Raw genomic sequence first — 14,086 nt, forward strand, 5'->3', positions numbered from 1 at the left:
GCTTGATGTTAAAGATTCGGTAAAATTATCAATTTTTCGTTGCGAATAAAGGCTTTAGCTGTATGGAGGAGAAAACCGTCAGTAAATGTTGCGAAATATAAATTAAGTGTCAGGTGTAGGTAAAGTTAAGTATCATCACTGATTAATGATAGCAAATATTCACCAAAGGCAGTTTATACTGACAGTATTGAGATTAATGCTGCTTTGATGAGCCTTCAAGCTAATCTAAAAGCTGCTGGCGATTACCTACGGGATAGCTACGCGGCGCGTACATAATCCCCAATTTTCGACAAAAAGATTGGAAATTATGTGTAAAACTACAGATGTTTGTTGCATGATGTTCTACAAGAAAAATGGTTCGTAGTGAGGACTTTAGTCCTATTAATACCAATTTAAAAGTGTTACTATAACCCTTCGATATTGTTCCTATAAAATTAGGTACGTTGTTGGGCTTTAGCCCTCTTTATCTATACTTCTAAAGAGGGCTAAAGCCCAACAACGTACCTTTATTTATAAATATAAAGCTTGCGTCTAATACGCCACCCCACTTTAAGGGATTAGGGATTAGGGGGAATCTACCTTAAGTGAACTGTATTGGATTATATGTAAATAAAAATTATAGGACTAAAGTCCTCACTACAAACTTTTTAATTTCGCTAAAAAGCGGGATTAATGCAGATGAATTTACCTGCATTAATCCTCAATTATTCGACAGTTTGTTAAGCCGCAACTAAACCGCTGTGTCTCAACAAAGCTTTAGTGCTCGGTTCGCGTCCCCGGAATGTTTTAAACACTTCCATCGGGTGCAAACTGCCGCCCAATCCTAACACTGTATCTCGGAAGAGTTTACCTGTAGAGGCGATCGCACTTTCATCTTCCAAACCCGCCTCCTCAAACGCCGCAAAAGCATCAGCACTAAGGACTTCGGCCCATTTGTAGCTGTAATAGCCCGCCGCATAGCCGCCCGCAAAAATGTGTCCGAAAGCGCACAAAAATGCGTCTTCTTCCAGAGGAGGCAACACAGTTGTCGTTTTAGCGATGCGGTTGCGGACATCTGCCACGGTTTCGCTGCCGCCCGATCGATAGCGGTGGTGCAATTCGATATCAACACTGCTAAAATGTACTTGCCTGAGCATGGCACTGCCACTCATGTAGTGGCGCGCTGCTAACAGCTTTTGGTAATAGTGTTCCGGCAAAGTTTCCCCTGTTTGGTAATGTTTCGCCATCCCGAACAAAGTCGCCCTATCGTAACACCAATTTTCCATAAATTGACTGGGCAACTCCACCGCATCCCACTCAACATTATTGATGCCCGAAGCCCCCGGATAGTCTACTGTTGTTAGCATATGCTGCAAACCGTGGCCGAATTCGTGAAACAAAGTTTCTACTTCCACAAAAGTCATTAAACTCGGTTTCCCATCAACCGGAGGGCTTTGGTTGCACACCAAATACGCCACAGGTAAGCGCGTTGTTGTCTTGGACGCTTCCACAAACTTAGCGCGCACCACGCACTCATCCATCCAAGCACCGCCGCGCTTTTCTTCTGGGCGACTGTAGGGATCTAGATAGAAATTGGCGATCGCATTTCCGGCTTCATCATCTATTTTAAAATAACGCACGTCTTTGTGCCAGACAGGAGCTTGACCGTCCGCCGCCGTTACCGTCACGCCGAACAGCCGCTTTACTAATCCAAATAACCCCTCCAAAACCTGCGGCAAAGCAAAATAAGGACGCAATTCTTCGGCACTAAAAGCAAACTTTTCTTCCCGCTGCCTTTCCGCCCAAAAACCCACATCCCAGTGCTTCAAATCCGCAGCTTCCGGCGCGCCTTTAGAGGCAGCAAAAACTTTCAATTCTTCTAAATCTTTGACAGCAGCATCGTAGCTAGCCAAGCGCAATTCTTCTAACAAAGCTTCCACTGCTGTCACGTTAGGAGCCATTTTGCTCGCCAAGCTCAATTCGGCATAACTGCCAAACCCGAGCAAAGCAGATTTTTCGTGGCGCAGTGCTAAAATGCGATCGGTCAAAGGCCAGTTATTCAATTCTCCACTGCTGGCTCTGCCGATCAAAGCTTTATACAACTTTTCACGCAAATCGCGGCGAGTGCTGTGCTGCATGAAAGGCCCGTAACTCGGAAAGTCTAAAGTAATCCGCCAAGGGCCATTTTCCGCACCGGCATTTTCGGCGCCGGCACTGCGAGCCGCTTGAGCTGCTAAACTCAACAAACTCGGCGGTAAACCGTCAATTTCGTCTTTGTTTGTGAGGGTGATACTGAAAGCTTTGGTAGCGTCGAGGACGTGATTGGAAAATTGAGTAGTAATTTCTGCCATTTCTAACTGAATGGCATTGAAACGCTCTTTTTGCTCGCCTTCTAAACCAACGCCGGAGAGTTGAGCATCTCGGAGGGAGGCTTCGACAATTCGCTGTTGAGCTGACTCTAAACTGTCCCAATTTTCGCTAGCCCGCAGCGCTTTAAAACCTTCATAAAGCGGTTTGCTCTGACTGAGCTTGCTCGCAAATTTTACTACTTCCGGCTGCACTGTTTCGTGAGCCGATCGCAATTCCGGACTATTTTTCACCCCCATCAAATGTCCGACAATGCTCCAAGTCCAATTTAAACGCTCTCCGAGCCGCTGCAATGGTTCTACCAAACCGCTCCAAGTCGGCTCAACAGAGGCCTCTAAGGCAGCTAACTCGGCTTCTAGTTCCGCCAGCAGTTGGGTAACGGCGGGGACTACGTGTAGGAGTGCGATCGCATCAAACGGTGGCAATCCTTTGCCAATTAATAACGGGTTATCAGTAACAGTTACGGTTGCGGTCATTTAATTTTCTTGTAACAGGTTGAAAACAGGTGAACTAGACAGATTACCTTTTCAATTTGTAACACAGTTGTCCAAAAAGTTCGACTTCAGCCGGGAGAGGGAGAGAAGGGGAGAGCGGGAGAAGGGGAAAATCTTCCTTATGAATGATGACTAACGATCGATTACAACTGCCAACTGTCAACTGTCAACTACCAACTGTCAACTGTCAACTACCAACTGTCAACTGTCAACTGTCAACTGTTTTGCAACTCCTTGACAACCGAGATTAAGCGCTTGAGGTGAGGTTTGACAACTTCTTGCTGCTCGTGTTCCAAACGGTGAATTTGAGCTTGAACTACAGACAAATCCGGAGTCGATTGGTACACAGGAGCTTGCACTTGGCTTTGCAGATTAGCCATAACTTTCTGGATTTCCAAAAATCGAGTATTTACTAATTCCCAGTCATCTCGGGTGAGAGCAGTTTCTGTCAAGCTCTTCATCGCACTTTGCAGTTGTTCTATCGCCTGTTCCACAGCTTCGATATTTGTCGGTTGGCCCACCGATAAATCTTGAATTTGTTCCCTCACCTGCTGGCGAACATCGAGCACAGCAGACGCCACAATTTCTTGCAAAGAAGCTACCGACTCTCCCAAACTCAGCAATTGTCGCTCAATATCGATCGACTCCTCAAAAGCTGCATTCCTAGGCAATGCAGCCATTTGCTGGCGCAGCGCTGCAATATCTGCTGACAAATGCCTCCGCAATTTAACAATTACCGTTACCGCCGTTTTTTCGACCTTATTTACAGACTTTTGTACTTGGGCCAATTCCGAAGTTTGATGAACCCGCACTTGCTGCTCGAACCGATACCGATTAGCCACATTCAGCGACAAAGCCAAGGTTAGGGGAGCCACCCCGTAAAAAGCTTGACCAGACACTGCCACCGCCAAGGAACCCAAACCAGAGGCCGCCAGAGAGGCGTACTCTGCCACCTCCAGCCAGTGCCTTTGAGGAAAACTTGGCCTCAAGCGGTTTCTAACAGAGGGGTTTGGCTTCCGCACGACTCTTTGGGTCATAGTATTTTCTCGTTGTTGATAAGGTTGCGAGACAGAGTGGAGCATCGATTTATATCCTTTTTTCAGTTATATGTTTTACATTATTTCTGTGCACTCTTCTATTTTTACCTAATTCAGTAAGTTAAGGATGATTGACACATTATTATGTATTTGCGAGCCGTCTTGCTGTCGCCCACAATTGGGGCTGTTAAAAGCTGAACCCCAAGGCGTCCTCTATTTTACAGGACGGGGCGCGATCGCCCGCAGGCGATCGACAATCGCTGCACAGGTCGGTCGATTTGAGATTTTCCATTTTTCGATTTGAGATTAAAACTGCCACCTACTGACGGCGATCGAAGCTTTTAGCCTAGCGGTAGTTGCGTTTTTGTTCGTGCATTGGTATAATTTACTTTTTCTCAATTTATCGGATATAATTTACAGCAAGACTTGACAAATGAAATCAGAAAAACCCGAAAATGCCGATCGACTCAAGTCTATTGTTAGTATCACAATCTTTATCATCCTCGTTTTAGCAGTAGGCTTTTTAAGCGTGAATTTTATTTCAGCTCTCTATGCTAAATTTGCTTAAATTAACTGATTCATTGGTAATTTGGTAATTGGTAATAGGTAATTGACTGTCAACTGTCAACCCTTTGGCTGCGCTCTTCGGATAAGCTGTCAACTGCGAACAGTCAACTGCCAACTGCCAACTGCCAACTGCCAACTGCCAACTGTCACAATAGCTAATGCAAAAACTTGCGAACTTGATATTCGCGACTTTCGACGATCGGCATTTGCAAATCGCCCATTTTAGCATCCAACTCATCGATTGTGCTTTGCGGCACCGAGTTCCACTGTTCCCTAGTTTCCCAGCGAATCAACATCAGCACCTCATTTTCCACCGCATCCACCCAAACTTCTTTGCCCAAATAACCGGGAAAACTTTTGAGTCCGGCCGTCCAAACTTCTTCATCTCGCAGAATAAACTGTTCCCATTTTTCACGAGGTACTTTAAATCTCAGCCACTCAATTACCATATGATTTTAGATTGTAGATTTTAGATTTTGTAAGGTGCCCAGGCAAAAAAGGATTGGTATGTCATCTCAGATTCATATCGTGTTCTTTCGGTTAACCCGGATAAGTAAGGATCGCGCGTGCGGACTTAAGTCCGCTCTGATGATGCGGACACTCCCGACGCACTACGAACTATTTTTGTTGTGCTAAGCGACAGCACATTATATCATTCCTGACGCACCTACAAAACTTATTGAAAAAAACATTAGTTCTCAGTCACAACATTATGATAGTAAAAGCACCCTAAAATAATTCCAGATTTGGATTTAATCGATTAATCGTTACCGATCGCAATTTTAACGATTAACTCAGTTCCCTCTCCCGGACGAGAAATACACAGCAAGTCACCACCATGCTTTTCTACTACCAAATGCTGGGATATTGCCAATCCCAAACCTGTGCTCGTGGTCTGACATTTAGTGGTAAATAAAGGGTCAAAGATACGGCAGAGAACTTCTTCAGTCATTCCAGGGCCGTTGTCGCTAATGGCGATCGCCACTTCGCTCTCCCCTATCACTTCTGTCCGAATCCGAATTTCGGGATTGAATATTTCAGTTCCCGAGCTACCGGCAGACAACAAAGACTGATTTTGGATTTTACCATACTTTTCCGGATTTCTCCCCTCTGCTTCCAAAGCGTCGATCGCATTTGTCAACAAGTGCATGAACACTTGATTTAACTGTCCCGGATAGCAGCGGACTCGCGGCAAATCCCCGTATTCCTTAACTAGAGAAATACCCGGCCGTCCCCCTTTAGCTTGGAGGCGATTTTGCAAGATCAGCACAGTGCTGTCCAAACCTTCATGGATATCCGCAGGCTTCATTTCAGGTTCGTCAGTACGCGAGAACAAGCGGAGCGATCGCACAACATCCCGAATTCTCTCCGAACCGACTTTCATTGAATTTAGCAGTTTTGGTATGTCTTTTTTGATGAAGTCTAAGTCTAATTCTTCCATCAAATCTTGAATTTCCGGAGCTGGATCGGGATAATTTTTTTGGTAAAGGTCGATCGAACGCAGCAGTTCTTGAATGTAGCCAGTGGCGTGGCTGACGTTGCCAGAAATGAAACTAACTGGATTGTTAATTTCATGCGCTATTCCTGCTACCAACTGCCCTAGAGATGACATCTTTTCTGTTTGGATCAGTTGAGTTTGAGTTTGCTGCAAAACTAACAGCGTCCGCTCTAATTTTGCCGCTTGCTGGCGCAGGCGTTCTTCCGATTCTTGCAAAGCCAACAAAGACTGTTTGCTTTCTGTAATGTCCAATCCCACAAATACCGCTGCCGTATTTTTTTGATATTTTTGAGCCACAATTAAATAAGTTTTATTTTCTCCTCTGATGCTCGCTGTTATTTCTTGAGAGGTCTTATTGTTCGAGCCGACAAAAAAATCGTATACTAAGTCGTTAAATTTGGGACTTGTATCTAAAAAACCTACTTTTTTACCTGCAAATAGTTCCGCAGGCATTTGATAAGCGGAAGCTAAATGTCGGTTTACTCCCAAGTAGCGCAAATCGGAACTTACCCAAGAAACTAATCCGGGTACCGCATCCAAGACGGCTTGAAGTTGCTCTTTTGCCTCTAAAAGCGCAGATTTTGCTGCGAGGCGAGCAGAAATGTCGCGGGCGATAGCGCAACAGTATTCGCAGCCGTCGTATTCTAAATAATTGAGTTGAACTTCAACGGGAACAATGGTGCCATTTTTGGTTTTATAACTGGTTTCAAAAGTAAGGTTGTTTTGCTGCTTGAGTTCAACCCAGCGCTCTGGCCAATCCGATGCTGACAATTGCGAATCGATGTCGGTGAATCTCAGCTTTAGCAGTTCCGATTCCGAGTAACCTCCTCGATCGCAAGCCGCTTTATTCGCATAGCAAATTTTCCCGTCGGAGGTGGTAAAAAAAACTGTATCAGCAGCATTGTCGAGGGCTTTTTGAGTTAGTTGTAGTTTTGTTTCTAACTGCTGGCTTTTGCCACCGGGCCTCCATATATTGTTGTAGAAATTTCTTTCTGTTATCTTTTCGGCAAACAGGATCAAACCGCCGATCGCACCTTCGTTATTTTTCCACGGCCAAAATACCCATTTTTCCGCAGCCCTGACCCCACCTTCGATTTGTCCTGCTACAGATACGGGCGATTGCCCTACGACAAACTCGCTATATTCCAAAACTCCCGCCAAACAAGCGCGAGCATTTTGGTGCCAATATTCCGGGAGATTTGGGAACAGTTCCCAATGAGACCGACCCAGGGCCTCACCGCCACCAAACCCGCAATCTGTTTCCCAGCGACGAGAAACCGACAGATAGCGCATTTCACAATCTACCATTGCCACGGCGTCGGCGGAGCGCTCCACAAACCGCCGAAATCCCTCTTTATTTTCGGACATGGCTGCATCAGGGGGTTGGTGGGCGATCGGGATTTTCCCCCCGGCATACCTTCCCAGTCGAATTTCTTGCTTAACTGGCTTAGTTTGCACGATTTGGGATTTCCTCCATAGCTGTCAAGTTTGAAAAATCTATTTCAGACCTAAAACACTCTTCCCCTGATTGGCTGTTTTGGGTGATACCCTTGGAGGGTCTCACCCATCAGTAATATCATTTTCTAGGAGATGTGTCCATAGGTACTTAATAAATTGTTCCCGAAACATTGACATTCAGGAAATTTCCTCATAATTATTCAACATTTGAGGTGGCGCAGCAGTACGCACAGGCTAGCTATCCCTCTTCGTGAATCGCCCAAAGTGTGTGAGACTTTAGGTGCGTCGTCAAACAAATTTGTGCGTAAATTCACTGGTAAAATCCACTCTTCCTTTCCGCAGCATCGCAGGATCTAATCTTTCAATTGTGTTACAAGTGAGTAACACTACGAGTTTCTGTTGAAATTGAATCCCGTGCTCGTCCATCACGCTTTGATACAGAGTTCCATCCAGCAAACTCAAAATATGTTCAGTTTTGTTACTGCGTTGGGCCGCTGCGGTCGATCGATCTTGAGCCAAATTATCAGCCTCGTTGATAATAATGCAAATCCGCTCCAAATAACTCGGGGGGACAAAATTTTCCACCGCATCATGATCTAAGATAAAGATCACATAACCCAGCGGCACTAAAATCTCCTTTGCTACCGCTTGAGTCCAAGCAGTTTTGCCAGTCCCCGGTTCGCCGCTAACCAACACAGCCAACTGATTTTGATCGAGAATTGCCTGCTGAACAGTATCAGTAAAACTTTGAACTTCCGCAGAAAAACTCCGAATAGGAAAGTGACTGTGAACCTGTCCGACACGACTTTTGTACCCGCTGAGAATCACCGCTAAATTATAAGTAGCCTTGCTAACTAACGGCGCAATATCTTTGCAAATCAGAGTGTAGCACCGCCGACCCCTGTCGTAGCTGTCAATTTGCAGCCAACAGCCTGCTTGTCCCCAATAAGCATAAACAGTACCCAAAACTTCCAAACGTTCCCAGCTAACAAATCGCTCCCGCGGATAAGAAAAATGCCGTTCCATAAAAAACTGGGTAATCGCATCCGGTTTACCCAGCAAATCCAGAACCTTGAAAACAACAATCTCTTGGAGTTTGTTGAGAACGTAGTCGATGGGAATACTAGCGCGGCTGACCAATTGAACAACAGGCGTTTCCGTGACTAAAACATCTTTGTAACGGTAATCCGGGTAAACCGGTTGCGGAGTAATGTAATCCCAAAACTCGTCTATTTCGTAGCGAGTATTTTCCGAGAATACATTTAAGATATTCGCCCACCAAGTATACTGGTGTCGTCCCATGGCATCGGCGATATCGCTGGCTGCATCTAAAGTTTTTTGAGCGAGTTCTACAGGGTCGCTAGATGCTAAGTGCAGCAGGTGTTCCCAATCAAATTGACGGTAGAGAGGTCGCCAGCCCGATCCTAGGAGCCCTCGATTTTGAGGGTTGTTTTGATTAAAATTGTTGTCGCGATCGCCCATATCTTCCGCACTCATCTTGTAAAACTCCTAGTTACTCTTATTTTAAAATATTTGTCGCACACTTGCTAGAACCAAACAGGATTTTCTCAATAAACTTTTAGATAATTGGGCGGCACCATATCTACCAACCAAACTTTGTTATCCGAGCAGTAAAATGTATGGCCGTCGCATTGCATTGCTGCGGTATCTACAATCAAGACTGCCGGGATGCCGTGTCTGGCACCTACTTTACGGGCTGTTTGAATGTCCGCCGACAAATGAACGTGATGTCGAGACATTTTCCGAATTCCTTCACTGAGAATAGACTTGACGGCAGTCTTGCCTGTTCCGTGATATAAAATATCTGGTGGAACAGCAGGTTCTAACTGCAAGTCAACCTCTACACTGTGTCCTTGGTTGGCCCGAATTAGAGTGCCTGTCGAGTCAAAAGAAAAGCGCTGTTTGTCGTTTTGGGCGACTACTTCCTTGAGTTCGTAAAGCTGAACGGAAAAGTTATTTTTTTGGCAAGCATCGAGGAGTTCGCCAACAGAAATCCAGCCCCCCGGTGCGAGTTGAATGCCGATGCGTGCGGGCGCGTGGCGCAGGTGTTTGCTGAGATATCTGCTAATTTTTATTAATCGGGCATCGTTCATCATTTTACTTAATTTATTGAGTTATTTTGTGGGTATATCGGGTTTATTTAATAGGTACGTTGTTGGGCTTTAGCCCTCTTTCGATATATATAAAGAGGGCTAAAGCCCAACAACGTACCTTTATGAATCGGGAAAAACTCTGCCTTCTACCTTGGGACAATGCCGCCAAAAATAGCAAAATTGAGATAGCGCCAGTGACAAGCTACGTCTGCAAAACCCGCTGCTGCCAACCACTGTGTCTGCTCTTCCACTGAGGAGGGAATATCTTCTTTTAGATAGTTTTGAAACCAAGCTGCATCGTCTTCTCCGTTAGCTTTCATGTACTGCCGCCACAACTGTTCGTATTGCTCCGTCAACCTGGGAGTCGCACCTGTGACAATATCTCGAATGAGCAAGATTCCTCCTGAATTCATTGACTGAAAAAGTTTCTTAAATAGCGTTTGTTTTCCGGCGCCGTCTAGGTGGTGGATCGCCAATCCTGAAACTACCAAATCGTAGCCGCTGCCGAAATCGTCTTCGGCGAAGTTTCCCTGCTGCAATGTCAATCGGTGTCCGAAAGCGGATAAGTTAGTTTGACAAACTTTTAGCATATTTTGGGCCATGTCAAAGGCTGTGACTTTTGCTTGAGGAAATGCTTGCAAAATCATTGCAGACAGTATGCCAGTTCCCGCGCCTAAATCTAGAACTTTTATGTTGGCATGGGTTTCAAAATCAATTAATTGCAATATTATTTCGTGTTGCTCGCGATACTGCGGAATGAGGCGGGGAATTAAACCATCATAATCAAATGCTCTTTCTTCAAATTGTTGGCGTACATCGTCTAAATTCCTAGATAAATTCACTAAAACTTTTCCTCAAATTTTTAATAGTTGAGTGCGTTAATGCAGTTGGACTGCTCTCTCGTTAAATGTCGTATTACATTTATAATACAAAATATTTACAGACCTGTCAAGATGTAGCAGAAAATAATTTAACTGAAGTTGCTGACGATCGCAAAACACAGACTTGGTTAGCCATTTCCCAGCCAATTATTGGGGAAGTGTCAAGCCCTGCACATATATAGCAATACTCGTATCATTTTCATAATTCTTGTAGGAGTTCTTTAAGATCCCGGTTGCCCCGATAGATAGGGGGTAGGCACGGGGCACTACCCCTACAAATTTATCTGAATCATTTAGGATGGCTATACCTGGGATGTGGAGATGAGGCAGAATGCAGGAGACTCGAAAGCCTGGGGCAGAGATTTTGTGCCAGATGCGACATAGTAATTTTAAGAAAAAAGTTGGGTTTTTGCAGCCAGCGGCGGAGCGGGCAGATCTGAGAAAATCTGTCTTCAGATTGACCAATTTTAGTCTAAACTTCAAATAAAATTTCAGGTGACTCCAGTTTTCCAAAATAGTGCCACTGTAGGCAGCTATCCCCAACCCCGATAGTTCTTGTTCATTCCTCATCTAAAATCTCGAATCTCAAATGGTATGACTCCTGAGTGGATGTGCTGTTTGCCGAGCATTCATGAAAATAAAAATATACAAAATATTACACCCGCCGGTGCGGAAAAAACAGTGATAATTAATCAGGATGCGAGTAGATTAGGTGTCAGTCATCAGGGGACAATAGAAGCAATGGAAATTCAAGAGCGGAGCCAGGAGCGGCGCGATCGCCTCAGTCAAATTTCTACGATAAAAGAACTAGATTCGTCGCTGCAAGAAGGTTTAGATTTTAAAGTAGCGATCGACCGATCGGCACTGGCGGTGAGAACCGACGCCCGAGGAATTATCAATTATGTCAGCGATCGACTGTGCAGCATCTCTAACTATTCGCGTACTGAACTAATAGGGAGCCATTTTTGCATCCTCCATTCGGAATATAAGTCTTCGGAATTAATCAAAAATCTGCTGTCAACAGTTGCCAAAAATGAAGTTTGGGAAGGAGAAATGAAGAACCAAGCCAAAAATGGCAGTGATTATTGGGTGTACGCAGCAGTAGTTCCGCTTTTGGACTTTAACGAGAAACCCTGTCAGTATTTGGCGATCGGATTTGACATCACCGATCGCAAAGCCGTTGAAGCAGCCCAAGCCGCAGTCAACCGCGCCAAAGAAGATTTTTTGGGCATAGCGGGACACGAACTGCGATCGCCCCTGAGCGCGATTTTGGGATGGGTGCAGCTAGCCCGATCGCGCAAGTTAAACGAAGCTACCACCAACCGCGCTTTGGAAATCATCGAGCGCAACGCCAAATTGCAAAACCGGCAAATAGACAATCTCCTCGATTTGAGTCGGCTGCTGCGGGGGAAAGTCCGCCTGAACCTGGCTCGGGTTCACCTCCCATCTGTCATAGAATCGGCTATTGAGACCGTCCGCCCCGCCGCCGAGGCCAAAAACCTCCGCGTAGAAACACAGTTCTACCCGGGCGTCAGCTACGTTGTGGCCGATGTAGAGCGCTTGCAGCAAATAGTCTGGAACCTCCTGGCCAACGCCATCAAATTCACCCCAGAATCGACACCAGACCCAGTTAAAGTGCGGATCGAGCCTACAGAGTCGGGTACCTTGATTCGGGTCAGCGACAGCGGTTGCGGGATTGAACCCAAATTTGTGCCGCACATCTTTGACTACTTCCGCCCCGGAGATAGCTTCCAGTCCAAGGAACAAAATCGGCTCGGGTTGGGGCTCTCAATTGTGCGGCATTTGGTGGAATTGCACGGGGGAACTGTTTGGGCTTCCAGTCCCGGCCTGGGTATGGGGACGACGTTTGGGGTGCTGCTACCGATCGCGAACAGCAACAATTCGCGCGACGACGATCGCCAAAGCGCGATCGGCCGCACCGAAAACCACGCGGAATCGGTTCCCAAACCCCTAGCCGGAAAGCAAGTGCTGGTGGTGGAAAGCAGCGCCGAGATTCGGGAATTTCTCAAAACAGCCCTCGAAGCATTTGGAGCCAAGGTAACAGCGGTGGGTAGCGCTGGCGAAGCGATGGCGCAGTTGGAACAGTCGCGGCCCGACGTGTTGGTGAGCGATATGGCGGTGTCGGAAACAGACGGCTCCGATTTGATCCGCCGCATCAGAGCCATGGAAACGTCCGAGCAAAGGGAACTGCTGCCGGCGGTGGCCCTGACGGGAGGCGTCCGTGAGGAGGATTCGGCATCGGCCCTCTCTGCGGGGTTTCAGAGGCATTTGTCGAAGCCGGTGGAGGCGAATCAGTTGGTAAGCGCGATCGTCCAATTGGCAGGGATGAGTGAATTTGGCTGCCCAGACGCGGGAAATGTTGGGGCGATCGCCCCGATGCCGGACTCTAACAGTTGTGACGACAAAAATAATGGGGGACAATTAAAGCCTGACAGCCGAGAATTACCGCTGTTGCTCGTAGTAGAAGACAACTATTCTCTGCTGGCTTACCTCCAAACTTTATTGAGTCCGTACTATCGAGTTGCGGTGGCGATGGACGGGGTTGAAGGTTTAGAAAAAGCCAAAAGTTTGCAGCCGAATTTGATTTTGAGCGACCAAATCATGCCCCGACAAAACGGACTGGATTTGCTCAAGGAGATTCGGAAGACGCCGGAGTTGAGTTCGACTCCAGTAATCTTTTTGACAGCGCGATCGGGCATGGAAGCTCGGATCGAAAGTTTGGATGCTGGTGCTGACGATTATATTTCCAAACCTTTTGACGAGAGGGAACTGTTGGCGAGGGTTAGAAACTTGCTGAGAACCCACGCAGCCGAACAGCAGTTGACGGTGCTCAACCGCCAATTGCAGCAGCAGAAACGGCAGTTAGAAACAGTGAATCGAGCCTTGCAGTATTTGGCAACTTACGACAGTTTGACTGAGGTAAGAAACCGCCGCTTTTTTAATGATTATATGGATGCGGAATGGCGGCGTTTGGCGAGGGAAGAAGCGTCGCTGTCTTTGATTATGTGCGATATCGATTACTTCAAACTTTACAACGACACTTACGGCCACCAACCGGGGGACGAGTGTTTGCGGCAAGTGGCGCAGGTTTTGCAGAAATCGGTAAACCGATCGGCTGATTTAGTTGCGCGTTACGGTGGAGAAGAATTTGCCATAGTTTTGCCGAATACGGATATTGAAGGTGCGGCTTGCGTTGCCGAAAGGATCGCCCAACAGGTGCGGGATTTGCAGATACCTCACGCGCAGTCTGCTGTCAGCGAATATGTCACGCTGAGTTTGGGTGTAGCTTGCTGCATTCCGGCGCCGATGTCGCAGCCGGCGACGTTAATTGCGATCGCCGATGAGTCGCTGTACCGGGCGAAGGCCGCTGGGCGCGATCGGGTTTCGGTTGCAGCCTTTGAAGCATAACAGTCATTAGTCATTAGTTTTTAGGTGCGTGCGTGCGATCGAAAATAAACTTAATACAAACAAAGGTACGTAGTTGCGCTTCAGCGCTCTTTCATATATCTACCAAAAGCGCTAAATTTCAACCACTCTCAAACGCAAATATCAGATAAAATAAAGGTACGTAGTTGCGCTTCAGCGCTCTTTCATATATCTGCCAAAAGCGTTGAACTTCAACCAGTCCTAGACGCAAATATCAGATAAAATCAAGGCACGTAGTTGCGCT

The 14,086-nt window shown here is 46.4% G+C and carries 12 protein-coding genes; 5 read left to right on the forward strand and 7 right to left on the reverse strand.

The genetic code is table 11. From position 1 onward, the window contains the following. Nucleotides 1-719: 719 nt before the first annotated feature. Nucleotides 720-2,822 carry a M3 family metallopeptidase gene (locus QZ918_RS06470; protein WP_293332564.1) on the reverse strand — a complete coding sequence of 701 codons (2,103 nt, stop codon included), beginning with the start codon at nucleotides 2,820-2,822 and terminating at the stop codon, nucleotides 720-722. 143 nt (nucleotides 2,823-2,965) lie between these two features. Between QZ918_RS06470 and QZ918_RS06475 the strand changes: the two genes are divergently transcribed. Continuing rightward, nucleotides 2,966-3,091, forward strand: a complete 126-nt coding sequence (locus tag QZ918_RS06475) for a hypothetical protein (protein WP_293332567.1) — start codon at nucleotides 2,966-2,968, stop codon at nucleotides 3,089-3,091. On the opposite strand, the gene QZ918_RS06480 is transcribed toward QZ918_RS06475, so the two are convergent. After that, a complete protein-coding gene (locus tag QZ918_RS06480; protein ID WP_293149547.1) occupies nucleotides 3,056-3,877 on the reverse strand; it encodes a hypothetical protein in 822 nt (273 codons plus the stop codon). The genes QZ918_RS06475 and QZ918_RS06480 overlap by 36 nt on opposite strands. Before the next feature lie 127 nt (nucleotides 3,878-4,004). Here QZ918_RS06480 and QZ918_RS06485 point away from each other — a divergent pair, with 127 nt between their 5' ends. Together QZ918_RS06485 and QZ918_RS06490 are read left to right on the forward strand one after the other, a co-directional pair. After that, entirely contained in the window at nucleotides 4,005-4,181 is a 177-nt protein-coding gene (locus QZ918_RS06485; protein ID WP_293149549.1) for a hypothetical protein, read from the forward strand. Between the two features lie 129 nt (nucleotides 4,182-4,310). Beyond that, nucleotides 4,311-4,445, forward strand: coding sequence for a hypothetical protein (locus QZ918_RS06490; protein ID WP_293332570.1), 135 nt, complete (start codon nucleotides 4,311-4,313; stop codon nucleotides 4,443-4,445). Nucleotides 4,446-4,599: 154 nt separating this feature from the next. Here the strand turns inward: QZ918_RS06490 and QZ918_RS06495 are convergent, their stop codons facing one another. From QZ918_RS06495 to QZ918_RS06515, 5 genes are all read right to left on the reverse strand, one after another. Continuing rightward, nucleotides 4,600-4,893, reverse strand: coding sequence for a TIGR03792 family protein (locus QZ918_RS06495; RefSeq protein ID WP_293149554.1), 294 nt, complete (start codon nucleotides 4,891-4,893; stop codon nucleotides 4,600-4,602). Between the two features lie 311 nt (nucleotides 4,894-5,204). Next, complete coding sequence (locus QZ918_RS06500; protein WP_293332573.1) at nucleotides 5,205-7,400, reverse strand: PAS domain S-box protein; 2,196 nt, start codon at nucleotides 7,398-7,400, stop codon at nucleotides 5,205-5,207. Nucleotides 7,401-7,688: 288 nt separating this feature from the next. Continuing rightward, entirely contained in the window at nucleotides 7,689-8,897 is a 1,209-nt protein-coding gene (locus tag QZ918_RS06505; protein ID WP_293149558.1) for an AAA family ATPase, read from the reverse strand. A 71-nt stretch (nucleotides 8,898-8,968) separates the two neighbouring features. Further along, nucleotides 8,969-9,517, reverse strand: coding sequence for an RNA 2'-phosphotransferase (locus tag QZ918_RS06510; RefSeq protein ID WP_366665028.1), 549 nt, complete (start codon nucleotides 9,515-9,517; stop codon nucleotides 8,969-8,971). Nucleotides 9,518-9,660: 143 nt separating this feature from the next. After that, nucleotides 9,661-10,356: a class I SAM-dependent methyltransferase gene (locus QZ918_RS06515; RefSeq protein ID WP_293149560.1), complete on the reverse strand. Its 696-nt coding sequence runs from the start codon at nucleotides 10,354-10,356 to the stop codon at nucleotides 9,661-9,663. 65 nt (nucleotides 10,357-10,421) lie between these two features. Here QZ918_RS06515 and QZ918_RS06520 point away from each other — a divergent pair, with 65 nt between their 5' ends. Together QZ918_RS06520 and QZ918_RS06525 are read left to right on the forward strand one after the other, a co-directional pair. Further along, nucleotides 10,422-10,577 (forward strand): hypothetical protein, encoded by a 156-nt coding sequence (locus QZ918_RS06520; protein ID WP_293332576.1) that lies wholly within the window; start codon nucleotides 10,422-10,424, stop codon nucleotides 10,575-10,577. A gap of 412 nt (nucleotides 10,578-10,989) precedes the next feature. Then, a complete protein-coding gene (locus QZ918_RS06525) occupies nucleotides 10,990-13,824 on the forward strand; it encodes a diguanylate cyclase (protein WP_293332579.1) in 2,835 nt (944 codons plus the stop codon). Nucleotides 13,825-14,086 lie beyond the last annotated feature (262 nt).

This window comes from Microcoleus sp. CAWBG58, assembly GCF_020883045.1.
GTDB lineage: Bacteria > Cyanobacteriota > Cyanobacteriia > Cyanobacteriales > Microcoleaceae > Microcoleus.

Bases quoted from the DNA above. Each gene is read 5' to 3' on its own strand.
- QZ918_RS06470 (WP_293332564.1), bottom strand. From the start codon at position 2,822: ATGACCGCAACCGTAACTGTTACTGATAACCCGTTATTAATTGGCAAA.
- QZ918_RS06475 (WP_293332567.1), top strand. From the start codon at position 2,966: ATGATGACTAACGATCGATTACAACTGCCAACTGTCAACTGTCAACTA.
- QZ918_RS06480 (WP_293149547.1), bottom strand. From the start codon at position 3,877: ATGACCCAAAGAGTCGTGCGGAAGCCAAACCCCTCTGTTAGAAACCGC.
- QZ918_RS06485 (WP_293149549.1), top strand. From the start codon at position 4,005: ATGATTGACACATTATTATGTATTTGCGAGCCGTCTTGCTGTCGCCCA.
- QZ918_RS06490 (WP_293332570.1), top strand. From the start codon at position 4,311: ATGAAATCAGAAAAACCCGAAAATGCCGATCGACTCAAGTCTATTGTT.
- QZ918_RS06495 (WP_293149554.1), bottom strand. From the start codon at position 4,893: ATGGTAATTGAGTGGCTGAGATTTAAAGTACCTCGTGAAAAATGGGAA.
- QZ918_RS06505 (WP_293149558.1), bottom strand. From the start codon at position 8,897: ATGAGTGCGGAAGATATGGGCGATCGCGACAACAATTTTAATCAAAAC.
- QZ918_RS06510 (WP_366665028.1), bottom strand. From the start codon at position 9,517: ATGATGAACGATGCCCGATTAATAAAAATTAGCAGATATCTCAGCAAA.
- QZ918_RS06520 (WP_293332576.1), top strand. From the start codon at position 10,422: ATGTCGTATTACATTTATAATACAAAATATTTACAGACCTGTCAAGAT.
- QZ918_RS06525 (WP_293332579.1), top strand. From the start codon at position 10,990: ATGACTCCTGAGTGGATGTGCTGTTTGCCGAGCATTCATGAAAATAAA.